The following is a 21625-nucleotide window of genomic DNA, read 5'->3' on the forward strand; positions in this document are numbered from 1 at the left end:
CTTTCTATTTCAGTATTTTACGGTAAAGTAACAACAATGAGTAAGCCGCAGCAGTTAGAAGGCCTCCTACAACGCAGCCTGTTATAATGGCCTTTGCACGACTCTCCCTGCGTTTTTCAAGTGGATAAACAGGCCCGTCAAGAATCTGGATCAGTGGGGTTTCTTTACGTAAAGCCATTTTAGACAGTTCCAGATTACGTACCAGTTCATTCAGCATAGCCCGGTTGTTTTCGGCCTCTACCTGGCTGCGTTGTGAGGGTAAGCGTAACACCTGCCTTGCGGGATTGGCATTAATGGTAACATCCGTAGATGATGCCACGCGATACATGGCACCGTTTAGGGCCCTGTTTATAGAATCGGCCTGGTGTTGTATCAACCTGATGTTTTCAGTTGATCTGAGTGTTTTTGTCTGGATGTAAAAATCATTTACGGTTTTTACAATTTGCTCATTAAACATTTTTGAAAAATCTTCATCAATAGACCGAACTTCCACGCGAAAGAGACTTAATCTGCCCATATGATCAACACCCAAATAATTAGCGCGGATATTATCTATAAAAGAGGTCATCAAGCTATCCTGGATGCGGGTATACTTTTTATTTCCCTTTTTAAAAAAGTTGATCTTGTTTAGGGATGGATTTTCTTTTTTCCAATACTCGCGCAAGCCATTTATTTTAATGTATCTATCAACAAAATGGTCGGTACTATCGGGTACTTTGCTTAACAGCGCATTCTTTATCATGAAGCGTGAGCGGTATAACTCTAACAGGTTATCCCCTTGAAATATACTTTCGCCGCCACCGCCGTTATCAAGGCCCAGAAACGATGCTATGCCGCTTGGCCCCGCGGGTTGAGCACCGCCGCCTTCCTGCAAAACAAATGTGCTTGCAGCAACATACAACAAGTGTTTTCTATTGGCCTGGATAAAATTGTAAACCCCAAACGCAATGGCAACCAGCAAGATAATTTTCCATTTAGACAGGATGTATTTTATCCAGGCAGTGATGCCGAGCACAATTTCTTTAAATGAGATCTCCTGATTTAAAGAGGTATCGGTTTTGTCTATGTTACGCTGCAACATACTCATTGCCTTACTTAATTAACGCCACAATTACTACAGCCAATGATGCCAACGCAGAACCTAAGCCAAGTGCGGTTTGTAAATTAAGCCGTTCTCTGGGTGGGCGTTTTGGTACAAAGATTTCGGCACCGGGTTTTACTCTTGGATAGCTGTGAAAGAAAAGCACCCTTTTTGTGGATTTTATTGAGCCATTAGCATATTCAACATAGGCCCCGTTCTTTTTTGCGTTAAATGTAAAGCCGCCCGATTCATTAATATAATCCTGAACGCTCTTGCCTGGCTCATAAACAATGTTGGTCGGCTTTAAAACCTCACCTGATATACGCACCGTTTGCAGCTGCTTAGGCACTCGTATAACATCGCCGTCTTCTAATAAAAGATCAAATCTTGAACCTGGTTCTTGTAGGATTTTAGAAAGATCTATTCCCACCAGGTCACTTTTTATAATGGAAGGATCTCTGCTTAACGCGGTGGTATCAGTTAGGCCTGCCTGCTGTTGTATTTTTTGCACACTTAATAATCTATCGCGTTCCTCTTCGCGTGTCTCTATGTAGGTGCTGCGTGTTGCAGTACTGTCCGGTCTTTTAATTGATGGGCCCGGACGTCGTAAAGATGCTCCGGCGGGAAACGCCATGGCAGTTAATCCACCTGCGCGTTTTATCAGATCTGATATTCTTTCATCCTTTCGCTGAATTGTATATTTACTCGGAAACAACACTTCTCCTTCAATGGTGACATTTTTCTGCACCGTGTAACCTTCGGAACTCTTTACTGTAATTATATCAAAAGGTTGCAAAGTGAACGGCGGACCTATTGTGCGTAGGTTTTGGTCGATATTAACTATAAAAATTTCTGCTGTAGCGGCAGTTTTAGACAACGCATCGCTATTACGGACACGGCGCGAGATCTCGATTCGGTTGGGTGTTGCGCCTTCTTTAAAACCACCGGCCATTTGTATGGCCGATTCGACGTTCATATTTTCAGCATACCTGAACGTACCCGGCGTTCTAACTTCGCCTTGTATCTCGACCAAATATTCATCCCGCAAATCAAATATCGACGAGATGGTAACTTTGTCCTCACGTTGCAAAGGGGTGTCGGCTTCGGTGCCCTTTAAAACTTTATCCACGTTAAAAGGAATAAGCGAGAGCGTATTATCTGTGTTAAGGCGGTATATATAAGCATTGTTAAGAAAAGCATCTTCTCTTATACCGTCCGCTTTATTAATAAGGCCCTTTAGCGTCATGCCCTTTTCTAACTGAAAACTTCCGGGCCTGAAAACTGCGCCGCTTATTTCAACCCTGTTTTCAAACCTGTTTAGGATAGAATCAACCACATACTTGTCGCCATTTAAAGGTTTGTGTGTAGCAAAGTCTCCTTCGCCAATATCAAGAATACGTCGTTCGCGACTGTTATTCTGAAAAACCTTTACGCGTGCGCTGTAAGCTCTGCTGGTAAATCCACCTGCAAAGTTGATCACATCTTGCAAATGTTCATTACCGGTTACTTCGAACAATGCCGGGCGTTTTACCTGTCCGCTCATTTCAACCCGGGTTTGGTAAACCGGTACATTAATTACGTCCTGATCCTGTAGACGAATGTTGTTCTGTATGCCTTTCAATAAAAAGTCGTAAACATCAATGGTTGATATTACACGGTTGTTACGTACCACTTGTATGTTACGAAATGAACCATTTTTGTTAGGTCCTCCAGATGCATATAACGCGTTAAACACAGTAGCTAATGAGGTTAGCGTATAGGTGCCCGGCTTTACAATCTCGCCTATTAGCGTAATTTTAATCCCCCTGATGTTGCCCAAGTTAACGGCTATACTGGTTTGGCCGCTGGTTAGACCGGGATATGTTTTGATCATGGCCCGGCGAATTTTTGCCGTGGCTTGTTCAATGGTAAGCCCACTCACGCCAATTATGCCTACATATTGAATTCGCACGGTTCCCTCAGGGCTCACCTTTAGATTATAGTTTGCTTCGTTATTGCCGCTTAGGTCAATCAGCAATTCATCATCAGGGCCTATGATGTAATTGCGTGGTGTTGTCATTCTTAAATTAGGTTCGAAACTTATTTTACTGTTTCTAAAAAGTTCCTCACCAAAAATCTGGGGGGACGCGTTACCGTACCCGTTACTATAAGCAGTTGTAGCGCTTATAGGGTTCCCCGAAGTATCGATGTTTGATATTCTACTGTTTCCGGGTGTTGCCTGGATATTTTGAAAACTTCTGTTCTCCTGTTGCAGTATCCTGCTTATTCGTGTTCTTAGTTTCTCAATCTCGGCATTTGGCATGCCTTGGGCAGCAAACATTTGGGGTAGCTGCGCATCACTATAACCAATTGATGCACCACTTTCCATAAGTTGCCTTACCTGCGCATCGGTAAGTTGGTCTACCTTAATATTTGAATAGTTGTTTTGTGCTACCGCCGGAAAAAAACTCGCCAGGATCAGTAGTAGTAATAAAAGTGTTTTTATTACTTTTTTGTATGTCATAGTTGCCCTGATGTTTTGATTAGATATAGAAGGTATCTAACAAATGCGGCAACAACAAATATGTTTTCAGAAGAACGCAAACACGTAGTTTCCTCATTTTACGCTCGTATTTTTACGTAAACACGGCGTGTTAATTCATAATAATCAGGTACTTACACAGAAAACCTATATACCCCGATGCTGTTTTTTCAATAGCATTTATAACAAGGTGTGGCTTACGCCACGGTATAGTTGACAAGGGAATTTAAACTGCTGATCAAATCGTTTTATTGCGCTTCCATTTCAAACTTGTGCTCATATCTCTTAGCGGTGCTTAACAATGAACAGGGAACATGAGAATATTATTAATCATTACAGACTACGGAAGTTTTAACAATTTTTTGTCTGAGCTGGCGGTAAAGCTTGTTAGCAACAATTACGAAGTGCATGTTATCTGTTCGCCGGCCAAAGTAATTAATACTGTAGATAAACATCCGTATGCCGAACTGGGGATCAAGTTTCACTACGTTAACTTTCCGCGATCGTTCAATATGTTTAAGCAATTAGCCGCTTCCAGAAAAATACATACCATCATAAATAACATTAACCCATATTTAATCAACGTACATTTTACCACAGGCATTTTCACCACTTTATTGTGGCGTAAACCCACGCAATTTACGGTGGGCACCATCCACGGAGTAGGCTATCCCATGATAAAAAGTACTGTCAAGAAGGCGATTTTTCAAGCGGTTGAAAAATTTTGTTTCAACAGGCTTGATCAAATTTATTTAATAAATGATTTTGACTTCGATTTAGTAAGACAAATACATCCCGAAAAAACCTTCAAATATAAATCCTACGGTGTAGGAAACGACCTTGAAAGATTTGATCCTTTTAACGTGGCTGAAGAGACTAAGGCTGCAACCCGCAGCCAGCTATTGATTAAGGACAGTGATTTTGTACTTGTTTTTACCGGGCGCTTTACATCCTTTAAAGGCTTTAATAAATTAATAAAAGCATTTAACTCATTAGTTAATCATTACAGGCTTCCGGATATTAAATTACTGATTATTGGGGGCGAAGACCCCATACACTCAAGCGGATTAAATTTACAGGAACTGGTTGAGTACAAAAATAACGAGCACATAGTGAAAATTGATTTTACGGCAGATGTGAACCTTTATTTATCTATTGCGGATGTGTTTGTATTCCCAAGCGAAAAAGAAGGTATGCCGGTGTGTATTATGGAGGCCCTTTCAATGGGCGTACCTGTAATTACGTCTGATTCAAGAGGATGCCACGACCTTATCCGACACGATTTTAACGGCCTGCTGCTAAGTGATAACCCTACCGTTTCTGAGATACGCGAAGCTATCTTAAAGCTATACCGTAACCGCGCATTAGTAAAAAAAATGTCTGTTAACGCATTGTCTAAGCGAACGGATTTTAGCAGGCAGGCTTATGTTGACGACCAAATTGCAGCTTACAACCAGGTATCACAAAACAATAATTTAAAACTTGCGTAAGCATGCACAAATACCAATTTCATATAGCATTTAATGATAAAGCAAATACTGCTGCTTCAAAGGCGGTGCAAGATTGCAAGAGCATATTGTCTGAATTAGGATACCAGGACGCGAGCATAGAGGATATCAATCTAAACGACCGCTTTTATTTCCCCAAGTTACTCAGTCGTGTTGTTAAGTTCTTTTTTAAAATAAAACCCAACTCCCTTGTAGCTATTCAATATCCGTTGCTAAGTGGGAATTCGCAATTCAAGTATTTTATAAGAGCGGCCAGGGCAAAGGGTATAAAATTCTTTTGCGTAGTTCACGATGTTGATGACCTACGGAATGGCATGAATACGCCAAAGAGCAAAGACGTTGAGGCGTTAAATAGCTATGATAATGTAATTGTGCATAATGATGCAATGAAAAATTGGCTGCAGGATAATGGGTTAACATCCCCTGTGCTTGTGCTACATGCTTTCGACTATTTATCGGTAGTAGATAATGTCGCTCCAAATAAAATTGAACTGCAACCACTTAATAAAATCGCCTTCGCCGGTAATTTATCTAAAAGCCCGTTTATATATACACTTGATATAATTGATAAGTGGGAGTTCAATTTATACGGACCTAATTATTCGCCGCAAAGGGCTGCGGTTGTAAAAAATATTTGCTGGCACGGTTCCCTAAGCCCGGATGAGATACTCACCAACATACGTGGCGCTTTTGGCCTGGTATGGGATGGGGAATACATAGACCGGTTAGATGCCGATTATGGCAATTATCTCAAATATAACTATCCGCATAAACTGTCGCTTTATCTGGCGGCCGGCCTCCCGGTTATAGCCCCACGTGAATCAGCCATTAGCAGTTTTATTAAAGACCACGGCGTTGGTATCCTGGTAGATGACCTTATTAAGTTACAAGATTTTGTCATTACAAAAGAGGACTATCAGCAAATGAGGGAGAACGTAAGAAAAATAAGCAATGATTTACGGGTAGGAAAATATTTTGCCACAGCTGTAGCGCAGGTAGAAACAGAAATTTTTATGGAAGAATTCAATCTCCAGGCTAATTCAATACTTCAATAATTATGAAAAAGTGCATCACCATTGGAAGTTCGGGGTTTATCGGGAAAAATCTCATCAAATATTTAGAGCAGGAGGGCCAAACCTGTATCAATTTAGGCAGGAAGCAGTTATATGACCTCGGCAAAATTGATTTCGATGCTTGTGATACCGTAGTACACGCTGCCGGGTTAGCTCACGATTTAAAACGCGGAGCCAATAAGGAAAGTTATTATAAAGCCAATTTTGAGCTTACTAAACGCTTGTATGATAGATTCTTAAACTCAACTGCAAAAAAATTCATTTTCATCAGTTCGGTGAAGGCGGCAGCCGATGAAGTGGATGGAATATTAACGGAAAGCATGTTGCCTAACCCTAAAACAGAATATGGCCGCACCAAGCTTATGGCTGAGCAATATCTGTTAAGGCAACCCTTACCTGTAGGCAAAGCATTCTATATCCTAAGGCCCTGCATGACGCACGGGGATGGGAACAAGGGTAATTTAAACTTATTGTATAAAATTGTTCACAAAGGAATACCTTATCCTTTAGCGGCCTTTAATAACAGGCGGTCATTTTTAAGCGTTAATAATTTATGCTTTATAATCAATGAAATTATAGAGCGAGACGATATACCGGCTGATGTTTATAATGTGTCTGATGATCAACCCCTTTCTACGGCGCAAGTGGTTTCCATTCTGGCTAACGCGGTTAACAAAACGCCAAAACTCTGGAAAGTTCCTACCATGATGGTGAGCTTTTTTGCACGGGTCTGCGACGCACTACACCTTCCGCTTACTACAGACCGGTTAAATAAACTTACCGAAAACTATGTAGTTAGCAACGCTAAAATAAAATCGGTATTAAAAAAATCTTTGCCTTTAAGTGCAGCAGACGGACTTAGACTTACGGCAAATTCATTCAATAATGCGCTTTAATTTAAAGTAGATGAGTAAAGTTACAGTTGATTATACTGCAGATGCCGAATATTGGAACATAGTTGTAAAACCACATGACAATGTATTTAAACTACGATTAGGCCAGGTGTGGCAATATCGTGATTTGTTTTGGCTGCTGGTACGCCGAGATTTCGTATCATTTTATAAACAGACAGTTTTAGGGCCACTATGGTTCTTTTTACAACCGGTATTTACTATTTTAATATATTCTTACATTTTCGGGTCATTGGCCGGAATTGGCACTGATGGCATTCCGAGACCAATTTTTTACCTGGCCGGTATTACCTGCTGGCATTATTTTGCCGAGTGTTTAAATAAAACCTCAGGCGTTTTTGTAGAAAATGCCCATGTGTTTGGCAAGGTATATTTCCCAAGAATTATTATGCCGCTAAGTGTTGTTTGTAGCAACCTTATAAAATTTGGCATATACCTGCTGTTAATGTTTTTAATGATGGGCTGGTACCTGCACAAAGGCGAGTTGCAAGGCATGAACAACTATGCTTTGTTATTACCCGTGCTGCTTTTATTAATGGCAATGCTGGGGCTGGGGGTAGGAATGATAGTATCTGCATTGACCACCAAGTACAGAGATCTTTCTTTTTTAGTAGGCTTTGCTGTGCAATTGTTAATGTGGGCATCAACAGTTGTTTATCCGCTATCAGCGGCACCCCAAAAATTCAGGCACCTGGTAGCATTAAATCCCATGACACCACTTATTGAAACCTTTCGCTATGGTTTTCTCGGGGCAGGCACTTTCTCCTGGTCGTCGCTTGCAACAAGCGCAATAGTAATAAGCATCATAGCCTTAATCGGCGTAACGTTTTTTAACAAAGCGGAGCGCACTTTTATTGACACCGTATAAATTTTTAGCTGATAGCATGAGCGTTGTAATTAGAGCAGAAAACATATCAAAAGTATATCGCCTTGGCGAGATAGGTACCGGTACCCTGGGGCACGACCTGAACCGTTGGTGGAGCAAAGTACGTGGCAAAGGCGATCCTTTTTTAAGAGTAGGAGAGACCAATGACCGTACAGTAAAAAGCACCAGCAATATTGTATGGAGCTTAAAGGATGTAAACTTTGAAGTTAAACAAGGTGATGCCATAGGGATTGTTGGCCGTAACGGCGCCGGTAAAAGCACACTGCTAAAACTGCTTAGTCAGATCACCGCACCTACAACCGGATTAATTAAGGCCCATGGCCGCATAGCCAGCTTGCTTGAAGTTGGCACCGGCTTCCACCCGGAACTTACGGGGCGCGAAAATATCTACTTAAATGGTGCCATTTTGGGGATGCGTAAACACGAGATCAAACGCAAATTCGATGAGATAGTTGACTTTTCGGGAGTTGAGCGGTACATAAATACACCTGTTAAACGCTACAGCAGCGGGATGTATGTTCGCCTTGCCTTTGCTGTTGCCGCGCATCTGGAGTCGGAAATATTGATCGTTGATGAGGTGTTGGCTGTAGGCGATGCGGAGTTTCAACGGAAATGTTTAGGCAAAATGGGCGACGTTACCAAAGGGGAAGGCAGAACCGTTTTGTTTGTGAGCCACAACATGTCTGCAGTTAGTACACTTTGTAATAGCGGCATTTATCTTAAGAACGGGCAGCTGATAAACAGCGGCAAAATAAACTCGGTAATAGCGGCTTACCAGGGCGATATAGAGACAATTGACAGGCAGGAGTGGATTGGGAGCGAGGGTAATAGGGATATGCGCATATTCAGAACCGCTGTTTATCCGGCTGATGCAATTAACGGGTTTCACACCAACACCGATGTATTTATTGAAATAGAAGGGGAAGCATTCAGGCCTATCATGGATCTGGTAATGGGTTTCCGGCTGTGGTCGCCGCATGATTATGAACTGGCTTATGTTCTGCATGATGATGCCGAAAGCGAGCATACCCCATTTGCGGCGCAAAAATTTAAAAAGCGTTTTAAGATACCGGCCAATACGCTGGCCGAAGGTTCTTACAAAATAGCTTTTGATTTTGGTGTGCATAACAAGGAAGCGATAATAGATGATAACCGGTGCAACCTGTCATTCAGCCTGATAAATATTAACGGCCTTGGTAGAAAATATCTGGTAAATGCACGTGGATTCACAGGTTTAGTACGCACTAATTGGCTGGTTGAAGAATGATTAAGAGAATGAAAGAAATATCATTTGTTGTACAGGGGCCGGTAATTGCCAACCCCAAAAAAGAGGCTGGCGTATATACTACAGCCGAAGTGTTAGAAAGTATAAGAAAGCACTACCCGGAAGCGGAGATCATATTGTCTACATGGAAGGGCACAGATACGAGCAACCTTGTTTATGACAAATTGGTTTTAAGCGAAGACCCGGGCGGCTTTAAGCTGGGCGGACTTACCATGAATTATAACCGTTTAATTCTGAGTACCAAGGCAGGGATTGAAAAAGCATCGCATCGTTACGTGGTAAAAACACGTACGGATATCATTTTTACTGGTAACAACCTTTACGACCATTTAGGGCATATCACGCCGATTAATGGCAAGTACGTAGTCTTTAATAAATACGTGCTTTCAACAATTTACTATGTACGCAATCCGATAAAACTCAATTTGGTTTTTCATCCAAGCGACATCTTTTTAATGGGCGAAAAAGACGATATTCTGTCTCATTTTGACGTACCGTTACCACCCCGTGAGTATTATTTTAATGATGACGATACAACCAAAATAGTTTCTGAACAATACTTCTTTGTACACAACATTTACCGCAAAAAACAACTGAATTACAGTATACCAAAATGGGGGTATATTAATCTGAAGTATTTTTTAGCGTCGGAAAAGTACCTGTTCAACAACTTTATTTTTTTTGATACCCATGAAATGGGAATCCAATTTCCTGACCGGCTGTACGCTGTTTTCAGGCCAAAATCAAATTATACCCTTGCACAGGCAAAGAGGCTTTCTAAAGTATTTATTGATCGCCCTTTGTATGGTCCCTTAGTCATCCTTTCAAGAGCGACGCAATATTTCGTTTACCATTATATGCTTTACTATCCCAAAATTTTGTGGCATCATGGCATTAAGCCTTTAATTGGTCGTACTAAGCATTACTTAACAAATTAACCTATGGAAAATCTCAACATCATAAATAATATCTCTGTGGTTATACAAGGGAAGGTGTTTGGTGCACCGGGAGACGCCTACGAAAAGCAGTTCACCCTGCAGTGCATTGAAAGTGTACGAAAGCTGATGCCGAATGCCGAAATTATTATATCCACCTGGGAGGGAAGCGATGTTTCGCATTTACAATACGACAAAGTGGTGTTCAGTGAAGACCCGGGTGCTACTGCTTATCACATACATGATCCTTCGTTTTTTAATAATAATAACAGGCAAATTGTGTCAACCTACGCTGGTCTTAAAGCCGCCACAAAAAAATATGCTATAAAAATGCGTGGCGACTGCAAAATTGAGCATACCGGGTTCATAGCATACCTTAAGGATTATCCAAGGGCTGATCAATATAAATTCTTTAAAGAGCGTGTAATTATTTTAACCCACTTTTCCCGCAATCCACGGCGCATACCACAACTTATTCATCCCAGCGATATATTTCAGGTTGGCCTGTTGCAGGACCTTCTAAATTTATGGAACATTCCTTTACAACCCGAACCGGAAACTACCAGAGCTTTTCCTATTGAAAAACGCATCATTAACAATTCGTTGGAAAACTCATTTTACAGGATGAAGTTTGGGTCAGAACAATACGTATGGTATGCGTTCTGTAAGAAAAATGGCCTTGATATGGAACTGAAGCATTTTGGTGATCTTCCTGTCGACACGATAGTAAACTCGGATATGTCCATCATCAACAACTTTGTTATTGCAGACCCCAACGAGGTTGGCGTATTAATGCCCGAGCGCTTTATTAAGTATCCTTTTGATGATTTGTATACCCATGAAGAATGGCGGAGTTTAAGCAAAAAATATGCTAAGGGAGTCTCTCCATTATTCAAACTGGGTTTGATAACGCAGGTATATGCAACAAATGTTGCACTGATTATTAATCGCGCTAAATCAAAACTGCTAACCCATGGCTTAAGTAAGTTTTTTACAGTGCAGAAAGAACCACTCGTGTTTGAACAGCCCAAAGCATAACCTTAACAACTACCTGAATTTAAATGAAAAACGTAATTATACTTGCTGCCGGCAATATATCTAATAAGCTTGCTTTTATTAAGCCTTATTATGCTTCGCCTGCGCTTATACCTATTAATACCAAACCACTCATACTTTACCATCTTGAATTTTATAGTAGTTATGATTGCAAAATTCATTTGGTTGTAAACCAGAAAGACACGCTGTTTATACAGGAAAGCGTAAACCTAAATGAGTTTAACTTTGATATAATAGAGGTTCCCAACTCGCACGGGGTAAACGCATCACTGCATTTTGCGCTCACACAGATTGAGGACACCGCTCAAACCGTAGTAAATTTAGTAACTACTATCCCGGTAGTTTTTCCACATGATCAAACGGTTTGCCTGGAGAGCCAGCTTTCGTATAATAACGATTGGTCTTGCATTAATGTAAAGGATGAAAGAATAGAATTCCTGTTTAAATCAAACCCAACAAAAAAATTGGGTAATGCATTTACCGGTGTTTTTAGCATTGATACAGCCATTTTGCACAAAGCATTGAATCAGATCGTTCACCGGTCTGACCTGATGGAGATATTTGCCTATCTAAACCAGCAGGACCGGTACCTGGCAAGCTATATAATGTTTGTTGAGAACGAATGGATTGATGCCGGGCACGATATTAATTACTATCCGTCTAAGTTAAAACTAATATCCAGCCGCTCCTTTAATTCTGTAACGGTGAGTGAACTTGGCATATTGAGGAAGCAGTCAAGTAATCATGAAAAGCTAAAAAACGAGGAGGAGTTTATATCCTCATTGCCGCCAAGGTTGGCGGTATTGTTTCCGCGCATTATTAACGGCTTTTCTTATGATACCGAAAACAAACGCGGCTGTTACAGCATGGAGTTCTATGGTTATCCAAGCATTGCCGAGTTACAATTGTTTTGGGACCTTAAAGACGAGCTATGGACACGCATTTTTTTAGACATAGAGACAGTATTTAAACTCTTCCTTTCTCATAACTACTCCATAGGAAAAAAAGCCTACCTGGAGTTTTACGCCGGAAAAATTGATGAGCGTGTTAAAGAGTTTTACGGCCAGCTTGGCGAGGACTGTAAGTATTTGGTAACTGATGATCTCACCATAAATGGATTGACTTATGAATGCTTCGAAAAAATAAAGCCCAAGCTTTATGAACGTATTGAACAGCTTTATTCTGAAGACGATTTTTGCGTTGTGCATGGCGATTTCTGCTTTAATAACCTTCTTTATGACGTCTCGCACCGACTGATCAGATTGATAGACCCTCGCGGTAGCTTCGGCAACAAATACAAAGGGTTATATGGCGATATAAAATATGATCTGGCCAAGCTGCTTCACTCGGCCGTGGGCGGATATGATTATCTGGTAAACAACCTGTACCAGATTGAATTTAACGGCCACCAGGTAAATTATAAAATATTGAAGAAGGACAGCAATACCATTATAGCCGATAAAGCCGAGCAGGTTGTTACCAATCTGGGCTACCGGGTTAAAGATATTATGCTCTTGGTTGGCACCCTGTTTTTAACCATGCCACCTCTCCACAACGATTCGGCTACCCGACAAAAAGTAATGTACGTACACGGAATAAAATTAATTAACGAAAATTTATAACACCTATGAGAATTTGTATCGATCTGGACGGCGTGATATGCCGCCTTAAAAACCCCGGCGAAAAATATGAAGACCTTTTGCCGGTTGACGGAGCCCCCGAAAGCCTGCAGGCCTTAAGAGACAGCGGCCATTATATTATTATAAATACCGCCCGCCACATGAAAACCTGCCAGGGCAACCTAGGGCAGGTGGGCGCCAAAATAGCTTTGGTAACGCTTAATTGGCTGGAAAAATATGGCGTGCCCTATGATGAGATCTACTTTGGAAAACCTCATGCCGATGTTTATATAGATGACAACGCTTACAGGTTTAGTAGATGGAATGACATAGAAAGTGATGGAAGCAATTTACCCATGTCTAAAGAAAAACAACTGCATAAAGAACCCGCCGTATGAATTTCGTAATCCCTATGGCGGGGCATGGCGCCAGGTTTGTTCAGGCCGGTTATAAACTACCTAAAATGCTACTGGAGGCACATGGCAAAACGTTGCTTCAATGGAGCCTCGATTCGCTACCGTTACAATTGGCCAATGTGGTAGTATTTGTGGGGTTGAACGAGCACAACGAAAAGTTTAACCTTCAAGGGGTGATTGAGGAGCTATATCCTGACATGAACTTCAAATTTGTTTTTTTAGATGAGGTTACCCGTGGCCAGGCCGAAACTACATGGTTAGGACTGGAGTTTTGCCATCATGACGAACCGTTGATCGTTTTTAATATTGACACTTTTTTTAGCTCATCAACACTGACTGAGAAACTACAGGACAAAAGCGTTGACGGTATTTTAGGGTGTTTTAATAGTGTCGAAAATAGATTTTCATTCGCTGCCCTTGACGAAGATGGCGAGTTTGTGAGTGATGTACAGGAGAAGGAGCCTATATCTAACCATGCCTTAACAGGTTTGTATACGTTCAAAACAGTGCATGATTTCGTTGAAACATATAAGTTTCATACAGACAATGAGCTAACTACCAAAGGCGAATATTATATCGCCCCAATGTACAATTATCTCATACAAAAAGGCAAAAAGTACCGACTCGACAAAGCAGAGAAGCATTACATATTGGGTACGCCCAATGAATATGCAGCATTTTTGGATTTAGAAGAAATTTAAGAAAAGTTATGGTAAAAAAAGGCTTGTTGACTATCGGCGTACCTACTTACAATGGTGGCCATAACCTCACCCAGTTGTTGGAGTCGGTAGCCAATCTTGGGTTGCCTGCGGAAGCTTACGAGGTACTTATTGTTGATAACGGCTCGACAGATGATACAGCAAAGGTTATCGAAATGCTCAAAAGCAATTATATCAATATTGTTTATCATAAAAACGAAAGCAATGTTGGGCGTATTGAAAACTGGAACAGGGTGCTTGACCTGGCAGGCGGAGAGTATTTGATTTTAATGAATGTTAACGATCGTTTTTTAAAGTTCAAGGTTGCCGAATGTCTACAATACTTAAAAAATAACCCGGGAGCCGCCTTGGTGATGAACGATGTGATGTGTGGTGACTATCAACATCCAAATTGGCAGGAAGAGGCTGTTTTAGAACTCAGTGATTATATTAACAAGACTTTCATAGATATTGATTATCTGGAGTTTAATTCATTGGGCGTTTTGCAACAGCACATTTTCCGCACGCAGGTTCTCATCGATAATGGCATCCGTTTCGACCCGCAATTGCCACGTACCACTGACAGGGTGTTTATTGCGCAAGCCATAAAGCACGGTGGTGGTAAATTTTATTATACAGGGCAACCAGTAGTTAGTTGGCAACTTAATTCAAACAGGTATCATAACCAGGTACATAACGAGACGACTGCTGCTAATATTGATCAATTATGGGGGAATGAGTACCGGGCCAATGTAGCAGTTGCCAGCCTGGCAAATATTCCCTATCTAAAAGTTTTGGAAAGTCAACTGATATTTGCCGCCTTTATGCGCCTTGCAAAATTATTCCGTGCGGTTAAATACCGGTTTACCAGGCAGGCCGCGCCTGATAAGAGTAGGGAAATTGCTACATCAGATCTTTATTATCGGCATCTCAGCAATATGGCTAAGGCAAATAACGCTCCGGTAAATTATCTGATCATCAACTTACGCGCCCTTAAACGCGCCGCTGTCTGGCAATTGGCCTCCTCCAACTTATACCGTAAAAAGCCGCGAACGATAAGTGATATCAAGGCGCAGCAATTAACCATGATAACCGCTTAAGTATATGTTTGATTATTTGATAGTAGGAGCGGGTTTTGCCGGAAGCGTTTTAGCAGAAAGGTTGGCAACAGTTGCTAACAAAAAAGTATTGCTGATTGATAAGCGCAGCCATATTGGCGGTAACGCCTATGATTATTATAATAATGACGGTGTCCTCATTCACAAATACGGACCGCATATCTTTCATACCAACAGTAAAGAAATATACCATTACTTGTCAAAATTTACAGAATGGCGCAACTATCAGCATAAGGTTTTAGCACACATAGACGGCCAGATGGTGCCAGTTCCCATCAATCTTACCACAATCAACTCTTTATATAACCTTAACTTAAGTAGCCGTGAAATTGAAAAATTCCTGGCAGAACAGGGCGAAGACATCAAGCAGGTAAGAACGTCTGAGGATGTAGTGTTAAAGGCAGTAGGGCGTGATCTTTATGAAAAATTTTTTAAAGGTTATACCAAAAAGCAGTGGGATCTGGATCCATCTGAATTGGATGCGTCCGTAACGGCAAGGATACCCACCCGTACAAATAAAGACGATAGATATTTTACGGATACATATCAGGTAATGCCATTGTATGGTTATACTAAGATGTTTGAAACCATGCTTAGCCATCCAAATATTAAAATAATGCTGAATGCCGACTTCAAAGAACTTAAAGAGGAAATAAACTATGGTAAAATAATTTATACCGGGCCAATTGATGAATATTTTGAATGGTGCTATGGCAAACTCCCATATCGATCTATAAACTTTAAATCTAAAACGTTTGATCAGGAAAATTTTCAGCCAACAGGAACAATTAATTACCCCAATGATTATGCGTTTACCCGCGTAACAGAGTTTAAACACTTAACAGGCCAAAGGCATCATAAAACCAGTGTTGTTTACGAATTTCCAACGGATGACGGGGATCCTTATTATCCCATTCCCCGGCCTGAAAATTCGGCGCTTTATAACAAGTACATGGAACTGGCGCGGCAGTCAAATGTGTATTTTGTGGGCAGATTAGCTACTTACAAATATTATAACATGGATCAGGTTGTGGCACAGGCGCTCAATACATTTAAACGCTTGCAACAGGACACTCCTGATTAACCTTTAATGTTTTATTGAGCTTCTTGCAGTTTTAATATCGTCGATGTCTATTGCCTTGCCGAGCTCCTGATTTAAAATTTGGCGTAAACCTTGGTAGGCCTAACGGATGCATGGCCCGTTAATTTGAAAACATACCCGCACGGTTAGTCCCTTTACGCCTGAACATGCCGTTCGCGTATGTCTGCCGGAAGTTCCATGTCTTTTAATTGTTCATTTGTTTTCATCGGGTTTGTGTTTTATCTGCCAGTTAACGTAAGCGCCTGCATGCGATTGAAATGAATTGGGTTGAAATTTAGACCGTTGAAACTTTAAAAAGAAGCTTTAGGAAAGCCAGTGAGTTGTGATACGCATTTAGAACTACGCTATTAAAATAAGGAACGTCGGAAAATGCATAGTCGCAGGCTATTGCCAAAACCAAAGACAGGAAGTTAATCAGGCAGGTCGTTTTCATCGTATGATTTGATTAAATTTGATAGGACAAACATCGCAAGGTGGCGAACCACATAATTGTAAGAAAACGAAAGGAAGTAATGGAACAAACTGATATAAACGAAGCATTATTTTTGGTTGAACCACCATTAGACGAGGTGATCACCAGCTTCTATCACCTGTCTGTTCCGTCAGACGAAAAACTTGTCACCAGGCACGTTTGCCCCAATTTGGAAATGATGCTGATATTTAACTTTGGCATACCTGTGCGCGTGTCCTTTCATAATTACCCGCTGGATACTGAAGTTATCGGGCGTACCACTGTAATTGGACCACTCCGCCAAATGTTGAACTATGAACTGCTGCCCGGCGCAGACGCTATAGTTGTCAACTTTAAGTTCAATGGTTTTCAACGCCTGTTTGGTATGCCTTTAACAGGATTGACCGGCAATAACCTGACAAGTGCAGAGATTTTACCAGATGGAGGCCGTTTTGATAGTCTTTGGGAAGAGTTAGCAATGCTTTCTACAACTGAGGAAAGAGTAAGCTTATTGAAACAGTCGGCCATAGGTTTGCTAAAAGAAAATGATCAGGTAATACAAACGGTAATCGGTAACCTCGCCCAGTTTTTCAATCCCCGTGTTGACCCGGTGAAGGCCATAGCGGCTGATACCCGTCTTTCTGAAAGAAGCATTCAACTGAAGTTTCAAAAGCATACCGGCTATTCTGTTAAAGAACTGCTCCGGTTTTTACGTTTCAAAGAAGTTATCGCTTATATATTGGCCAGGAGCAGTCAGAAAATAGACATTTTTGAGCTGATCGCTACGCATGATTATCACGACCAGAGTCATCTGATCAAAGACTTTCAGTATTTCCTGGGCCTGGCCCCCCAGCAATTTATTAAAAACTTAAACAATGGCAGTTTCTGCGTAGTTGCCGATACGTATCCGGGGCAGCCATAACTGAGTAGCCATTTCGTTTTCTTACAATTTCGCCCCGGTCTGTGCTGATACATTTGTACTGTTCATTCAAATTAAACAGCAGCAAAATGGAATCACTTACAAAAAATCAGCAAAACGCTCAGCCTTTAACACCAAACAGTTTTACTACGACAGAAGTCATCATGCCAGGTATCATTGAGCCAGAGGGCCTATTACTTGAAACCCGTATATTAGCTAACCCTGCTGCCGGGCAGGTAGTTGTAAAAATGGAAGCAAGCGGTATCGCTTTTGCTGAGCAATCTATGCGCCGTGGCAGGTATTATGAGCAACCTAAGTTTCCATTCGTCCCGGGCTATGATCTGGTTGGTACCGTGGTTGCAGCAGGCACCGGCGTTGATCCAAACTTAATTGGCAAGCGTGTTGCTGCCATGACGAAAATTGGCGGCTGGGCAAGCCATGTGCTGCTTTCGGCCAGCGACCTGCTGCCTGTTCCTGAAGACATTGATCCTTTAGAGGCTGAAACGTTAATTGTTAACGGCATTACAGCCTGGCAAATGCTGCACCTCAAAGCCCGGATCACGCGCGGACAAACGATCCTGGTTCACGGAGCTAATGGTGGTGTCGGAACAATTCTGACACAACTGGCCATTCATGCCGGCGTCCGGGTAATCGGAACTGCTTCACCTCGCCACCATGAAACATTGCGCGCACAAGGCGTAGAACCAATAGATTATAACGATACTAATTTACCCAAGAGTGTTTTAAAACTCGCACCCGGTGGCGTAGATGCAGTATTTGACCATTTAGGCGGGCCAAGCTTTGCCCGGTCTTTCGGCCTGCTTGCCAAAGGTGGCGTGCTGGTATGTTATGCCATTGCCTCAGCATTAAAAGATACCGGTAATGTTTTGCTACCATTTATAAAAGTAATAGCGCAGTTAGCTTGGTGGAACATTTTGCCTAATGGCCGTAAAGCTTATTTCTACAATATCTGGGATGGAAAAGGAACCGAAGCTTTCCAAAAACAGTTAAGGGAAACTTTCGCGGAACTCACCACTTTGCTGGCGGGTGGCGTGCTCAAACCGCAAATTGCCGCCCGATTCCCTTTGACCGATATAATAACCGCCATGAAATTGGCCGAATCACGCACAGCTTATGGCAAAGTGGTACTTGTACCCTGAGTTGAGGGGCGGTATGGCAAGAGCAATTTCATATGCATTCTACATTCAATCGGTCTCAATATCCATTTGGAACAAGAGATCATCTTTTACCTCATAGACGTGTTTAACATCACCATCAAACAATACATTGCCTTCAAGGTCTTTAACCAATTGATGAACCAGGACTTCCACTTTTCCATTTTCACGTACTGTGATGGCTTGCGGTTTTACTAAGGGATTTATTTCACTCCATTGTCTTGTCCAATATTCTCTAATGGCTTCCTTGCCAATTACATATCCGCCTTCGAAAGCTTTTGGCCAGCGAATATTTTGGTGCATAAGTGGCAGAACACTGTCAATATTCCTACTATTGAAGCCATTATATGCTGCTGCAATTAAGTGTTGGGTTTTTGACATTTGATCGTTGTTCATAAAACATATTAATTGGTGAAACTAATTAATATAGTGCAATATTTACAGCAAATATCACCCGGCACATTTGCTTTCGTGTCTTTTACTGAGATGGAGTTGGTTTATATCAACGTCCGCTGCTTCATCAATCAACTGATCGCCCGTTAAAATATCATCACTGCCCATTTCATAACACTGTCCGTAAGCTTTCGGTTCATTCAAAACAACTATTAAATTATTAAACAAGGTCGTCAGTTATACCCTGCCAGAAAATCGCGGAATTGGTAGTCATTAGATTGGGCAAACTTGTTAGAAAGGGCGGGAATTTATCATTGGGAGGGTTTTTCTTTTGGGGTAGTGATTGACCGTCAAAGCCATGGAAACAAATCTGCTGTGAGATTTACGGTATATACCTCTTTTTAAGTAAGTTTGGAAGTCAGGACGCAATGGAAGATTATAGCAGATACAGTGATTCAGAACTTGTTGCATTGTTTAATGCAAATGATGATGCTGCTTTTAGGGAGATCTACCAGCGTTTTGACAAGTTATTGTACATTTTTGCGTACCGGAAAATAGGGGACTCAGATGAGGCCATGGATGTTGTTCAGGATGTGTTCACCGGGCTTATCGCAAAAAGAGGAAACTTCACTTTGAACACTTCGCTGTCCAGTTATTTATATAAATCCGTGTTAAATAGGATCTTTGATATTTTCAGACGTCAGCAGACTATTAGAAAGTACATTGCTGAGGGCAATCATTATATTGATGTAGATACGAATGAAACGGATTACCTTATCAGGGAAAAGGATATCACGGATATAATAGACAAAGAAATAGCAGCAATGCCCCCAAGAATGCGGCAGGCTTACGAGTTAAAATATAAGTTTAAGCAGTCGCCACAGGAAATCGCAGAACAAATGGGTATCTCTGAGCATACTGTCAAAGTACAGTTGCAGCGCGCCCTTAAACACCTAAGAAGCAAGTTAGGGCTTGTAATTTACGTGATTTTTATAGTGAATAATTAGCGTTTCGCCCACCTGTTGCACGATTATTACTCCTTTTCGCTGCAATTTTAACATCAATTTTAAATTTTATGTAAAAAATGTTACTTCGATGTAATTTTTTTGGCTATGTTCTGCGTCTTAGTAATTGTTAGGGCGAAAATAGTCCTCAAGAAAATGAAAAAAGACGACATTAAGGAAGTTCTTAAGAAAGTTGACTCGGGAAATTGCACTCCTGAAGAGGAGAGAATTGCTAAACTCTGGCTTTTTCAACTTAACAAGGATAAAGAACTTGACCTCACAGAAAAAAAATTGAATTTGGCAAGTACCAAAATGTGGGCCACCATTAAAAAGGATCTAATTCAAAAAAGTGATTACCATACAATAAAACTATGGCCCAGAATTGCTGTAGCGGCACTAGCGCTACTGTTCATTGGTGCCGGTTTGTTTTATTTTAGAAGCCTGACCAACAATCAGGTTTCAATACAGCATAATGTTGTTCAAAATGATATTGAGCCGGGTAAACAGGGTGCCACCCTCACACTGGCTGATGGCAAAAAAATCAGGCTATCTGATGTACTGAACGGAAAGCTTGTAGAACAAGCCGGTGTTACTATCCGCAAAGCAGCAGATGGGGAACTTGTTTATGAGATAACCGGTTCGGGCACTGAAACCCACCAGCTCAACACGATAAGCACCGCCAATGCAGAGACCTACCGGGTCAAATTACCAGATGGTTCGCTGGTTTGGTTGAATGCCGCTTCAAGCCTAACTTATTCGCCCGCCTTGACGGAAGCCGGAGCACGTAGGGTTAAACTTTCAGGAGAAGCTTATTTTGAGGTGGCTAAAGACAAATCGCATCCTTTTATAGTGCAGGCCGCTGGCCAGGAAGTACAAGTGCTCGGAACGCATTTTAATGTCAATGCCTATATCAATGAACCCGCGTTGGTTACCACCTTATTAGAAGGCTCGGTCAAAGTTACTACCGGAAGTTTAAAGAAACTATTAAAACCCGGCGAACAGGCTGTAAATGCTGATGGCGTAGTAAATGTAAGCGAAGCAAATATCGATAAGGCAATGGACTGGAAAAATGATGAGTTCTACGTAAATCATATCGATTTCAAAACAGCAATGCGTAAAATAGCGAGGTGGTATGATGTAGAAGTTATTTACAACTCATCGGTTCCTGACGACATGGAAATTGGCGGTTGGGTATCAAGAAATGAAAAATTATCGGCTGTCCTCCATTCTATTGAATCAGCCGGAATTGTTCATTTTAAAGTAAATGGACGAAAAATATATGTTAGCAAATAATTGTATGCAGGAAATTAAAAAAGAAAGGAAAATATCGAAAAAAAATTACCTCAAAAAAACGAAAAACAACCAGACCTTAAAGTAAGGCCTGGCTGAAGATTGGTACAAGTCAATATTTCTATTAACCACAACAGTTTTGCCCGCGCCGTGGAAAGTTAAGGCAACAACTAAAACCAAACTC

Annotated in this window: 19 protein-coding genes; 16 read left to right on the forward strand and 3 right to left on the reverse strand. The window is 41.3% G+C overall.

The annotated features are described in order from the left end of the window. Positions 1 to 4 precede the first annotated feature (4 nt). Together ACVW2L_RS02380 and ACVW2L_RS02385 are read right to left on the reverse strand one after the other, a co-directional pair. Entirely contained in the window at positions 5 to 1087 is a 1083-nt protein-coding gene (locus tag ACVW2L_RS02380; RefSeq protein WP_457126351.1) for a lipopolysaccharide biosynthesis protein, read from the reverse strand. Positions 1088 to 1091: 4 nt separating this feature from the next. Continuing rightward, positions 1092 to 3584 (reverse strand): SLBB domain-containing protein, encoded by a 2493-nt coding sequence (locus ACVW2L_RS02385; protein WP_457126352.1) that lies wholly within the window; start codon positions 3582 to 3584, stop codon positions 1092 to 1094. A gap of 332 nt (positions 3585 to 3916) precedes the next feature. Here ACVW2L_RS02385 and ACVW2L_RS02390 point away from each other — a divergent pair, with 332 nt between their 5' ends. The 14 genes from ACVW2L_RS02390 to ACVW2L_RS02455 all read left to right on the forward strand — a co-directional run bounded on the left by ACVW2L_RS02390 (position 3917) and on the right by ACVW2L_RS02455 (position 18739). Further along, entirely contained in the window at positions 3917 to 5092 is a 1176-nt protein-coding gene (locus ACVW2L_RS02390; RefSeq protein WP_457126353.1) for a glycosyltransferase, read from the forward strand. A gap of 2 nt (positions 5093 to 5094) precedes the next feature. Continuing rightward, positions 5095 to 6165, forward strand: a complete 1071-nt coding sequence (locus ACVW2L_RS02395; RefSeq protein WP_457126354.1) for a hypothetical protein — start codon at positions 5095 to 5097, stop codon at positions 6163 to 6165. Positions 6166 to 6167: 2 nt separating this feature from the next. Further along, positions 6168 to 7079 (forward strand): NAD-dependent epimerase/dehydratase family protein, encoded by a 912-nt coding sequence (locus ACVW2L_RS02400; protein ID WP_457126355.1) that lies wholly within the window; start codon positions 6168 to 6170, stop codon positions 7077 to 7079. Positions 7080 to 7089: 10 nt separating this feature from the next. Continuing rightward, positions 7090 to 7962: an ABC transporter permease gene (locus tag ACVW2L_RS02405; RefSeq protein ID WP_457126356.1), complete on the forward strand. Its 873-nt coding sequence runs from the start codon at positions 7090 to 7092 to the stop codon at positions 7960 to 7962. Positions 7963 to 7978: 16 nt separating this feature from the next. Next, entirely contained in the window at positions 7979 to 9247 is a 1269-nt protein-coding gene (locus ACVW2L_RS02410; RefSeq protein ID WP_457126357.1) for an ABC transporter ATP-binding protein, read from the forward strand. An 8-nt stretch (positions 9248 to 9255) separates the two neighbouring features. Beyond that, entirely contained in the window at positions 9256 to 10203 is a 948-nt protein-coding gene (locus ACVW2L_RS02415; protein WP_457126358.1) for a WavE lipopolysaccharide synthesis family protein, read from the forward strand. A 3-nt stretch (positions 10204 to 10206) separates the two neighbouring features. Next, positions 10207 to 11238 (forward strand): WavE lipopolysaccharide synthesis family protein, encoded by a 1032-nt coding sequence (locus ACVW2L_RS02420; protein WP_457126359.1) that lies wholly within the window; start codon positions 10207 to 10209, stop codon positions 11236 to 11238. A 23-nt stretch (positions 11239 to 11261) separates the two neighbouring features. After that, complete coding sequence (locus tag ACVW2L_RS02425) at positions 11262 to 12878, forward strand: hypothetical protein (RefSeq protein ID WP_457126360.1); 1617 nt, start codon at positions 11262 to 11264, stop codon at positions 12876 to 12878. A gap of 5 nt (positions 12879 to 12883) precedes the next feature. Beyond that, positions 12884 to 13273, forward strand: a complete 390-nt coding sequence (locus ACVW2L_RS02430) for a hypothetical protein (RefSeq protein ID WP_457126361.1) — start codon at positions 12884 to 12886, stop codon at positions 13271 to 13273. After that, positions 13270 to 13992, forward strand: a complete 723-nt coding sequence (locus ACVW2L_RS02435; RefSeq protein WP_457126362.1) for a glycosyltransferase family 2 protein — start codon at positions 13270 to 13272, stop codon at positions 13990 to 13992. Before ACVW2L_RS02430 ends, ACVW2L_RS02435 begins: the two co-directional genes overlap by 4 nt. 8 nt (positions 13993 to 14000) lie before the next feature. Continuing rightward, positions 14001 to 15089, forward strand: a complete 1089-nt coding sequence (locus tag ACVW2L_RS02440; RefSeq protein ID WP_457126363.1) for a glycosyltransferase family 2 protein — start codon at positions 14001 to 14003, stop codon at positions 15087 to 15089. Between the two features lie 4 nt (positions 15090 to 15093). Continuing rightward, positions 15094 to 16191 carry a UDP-galactopyranose mutase gene (glf, locus tag ACVW2L_RS02445; RefSeq protein ID WP_457126364.1) on the forward strand — a complete coding sequence of 366 codons (1098 nt, stop codon included), beginning with the start codon at positions 15094 to 15096 and terminating at the stop codon, positions 16189 to 16191. A gap of 530 nt (positions 16192 to 16721) precedes the next feature. Then, positions 16722 to 17582, forward strand: coding sequence for a helix-turn-helix domain-containing protein (locus ACVW2L_RS02450; protein ID WP_457126365.1), 861 nt, complete (start codon positions 16722 to 16724; stop codon positions 17580 to 17582). Between the two features lie 86 nt (positions 17583 to 17668). Further along, positions 17669 to 18739 carry a medium chain dehydrogenase/reductase family protein gene (locus tag ACVW2L_RS02455; protein WP_457126366.1) on the forward strand — a complete coding sequence of 357 codons (1071 nt, stop codon included), beginning with the start codon at positions 17669 to 17671 and terminating at the stop codon, positions 18737 to 18739. Between the two features lie 45 nt (positions 18740 to 18784). On the opposite strand, the gene ACVW2L_RS02460 is transcribed toward ACVW2L_RS02455, so the two are convergent. Continuing rightward, positions 18785 to 19150 carry a nuclear transport factor 2 family protein gene (locus ACVW2L_RS02460; protein WP_457126367.1) on the reverse strand — a complete coding sequence of 122 codons (366 nt, stop codon included), beginning with the start codon at positions 19148 to 19150 and terminating at the stop codon, positions 18785 to 18787. 425 nt (positions 19151 to 19575) lie between these two features. Here ACVW2L_RS02460 and ACVW2L_RS02465 point away from each other — a divergent pair, with 425 nt between their 5' ends. Together ACVW2L_RS02465 and ACVW2L_RS02470 are read left to right on the forward strand one after the other, a co-directional pair. Further along, positions 19576 to 20154: an RNA polymerase sigma factor gene (locus ACVW2L_RS02465; RefSeq protein ID WP_457126368.1), complete on the forward strand. Its 579-nt coding sequence runs from the start codon at positions 19576 to 19578 to the stop codon at positions 20152 to 20154. A 153-nt stretch (positions 20155 to 20307) separates the two neighbouring features. After that, positions 20308 to 21444 carry a FecR family protein gene (locus tag ACVW2L_RS02470; RefSeq protein ID WP_457126369.1) on the forward strand — a complete coding sequence of 379 codons (1137 nt, stop codon included), beginning with the start codon at positions 20308 to 20310 and terminating at the stop codon, positions 21442 to 21444. Positions 21445 to 21625: the final 181 nt, after the last annotated feature.

It is taken from the genome of Mucilaginibacter sp. HD30 (genome assembly GCF_054061755.1).

Coding starts and splice junctions, on each gene's coding strand:
- ACVW2L_RS02380 (WP_457126351.1), bottom strand. CDS start 1,087: ATGAGTATGTTGCAGCGTAACATAGACAAAACCGATACCTCTTTAAAT.
- ACVW2L_RS02385 (WP_457126352.1), bottom strand. CDS start 3,584: ATGACATACAAAAAAGTAATAAAAACACTTTTATTACTACTACTGATC.
- ACVW2L_RS02390 (WP_457126353.1), top strand. CDS start 3,917: ATGAGAATATTATTAATCATTACAGACTACGGAAGTTTTAACAATTTT.
- ACVW2L_RS02395 (WP_457126354.1), top strand. CDS start 5,095: ATGCACAAATACCAATTTCATATAGCATTTAATGATAAAGCAAATACT.
- ACVW2L_RS02400 (WP_457126355.1), top strand. CDS start 6,168: ATGAAAAAGTGCATCACCATTGGAAGTTCGGGGTTTATCGGGAAAAAT.
- ACVW2L_RS02405 (WP_457126356.1), top strand. CDS start 7,090: ATGAGTAAAGTTACAGTTGATTATACTGCAGATGCCGAATATTGGAAC.
- ACVW2L_RS02410 (WP_457126357.1), top strand. CDS start 7,979: ATGAGCGTTGTAATTAGAGCAGAAAACATATCAAAAGTATATCGCCTT.
- ACVW2L_RS02415 (WP_457126358.1), top strand. CDS start 9,256: ATGAAAGAAATATCATTTGTTGTACAGGGGCCGGTAATTGCCAACCCC.
- ACVW2L_RS02420 (WP_457126359.1), top strand. CDS start 10,207: ATGGAAAATCTCAACATCATAAATAATATCTCTGTGGTTATACAAGGG.
- ACVW2L_RS02425 (WP_457126360.1), top strand. CDS start 11,262: ATGAAAAACGTAATTATACTTGCTGCCGGCAATATATCTAATAAGCTT.
- ACVW2L_RS02430 (WP_457126361.1), top strand. CDS start 12,884: ATGAGAATTTGTATCGATCTGGACGGCGTGATATGCCGCCTTAAAAAC.
- ACVW2L_RS02435 (WP_457126362.1), top strand. CDS start 13,270: ATGAATTTCGTAATCCCTATGGCGGGGCATGGCGCCAGGTTTGTTCAG.
- ACVW2L_RS02440 (WP_457126363.1), top strand. CDS start 14,001: ATGGTAAAAAAAGGCTTGTTGACTATCGGCGTACCTACTTACAATGGT.
- glf (WP_457126364.1), top strand. CDS start 15,094: ATGTTTGATTATTTGATAGTAGGAGCGGGTTTTGCCGGAAGCGTTTTA.
- ACVW2L_RS02450 (WP_457126365.1), top strand. CDS start 16,722: ATGGAACAAACTGATATAAACGAAGCATTATTTTTGGTTGAACCACCA.
- ACVW2L_RS02455 (WP_457126366.1), top strand. CDS start 17,669: ATGGAATCACTTACAAAAAATCAGCAAAACGCTCAGCCTTTAACACCA.
- ACVW2L_RS02460 (WP_457126367.1), bottom strand. CDS start 19,150: ATGAACAACGATCAAATGTCAAAAACCCAACACTTAATTGCAGCAGCA.
- ACVW2L_RS02465 (WP_457126368.1), top strand. CDS start 19,576: ATGGAAGATTATAGCAGATACAGTGATTCAGAACTTGTTGCATTGTTT.
- ACVW2L_RS02470 (WP_457126369.1), top strand. CDS start 20,308: ATGAAAAAAGACGACATTAAGGAAGTTCTTAAGAAAGTTGACTCGGGA.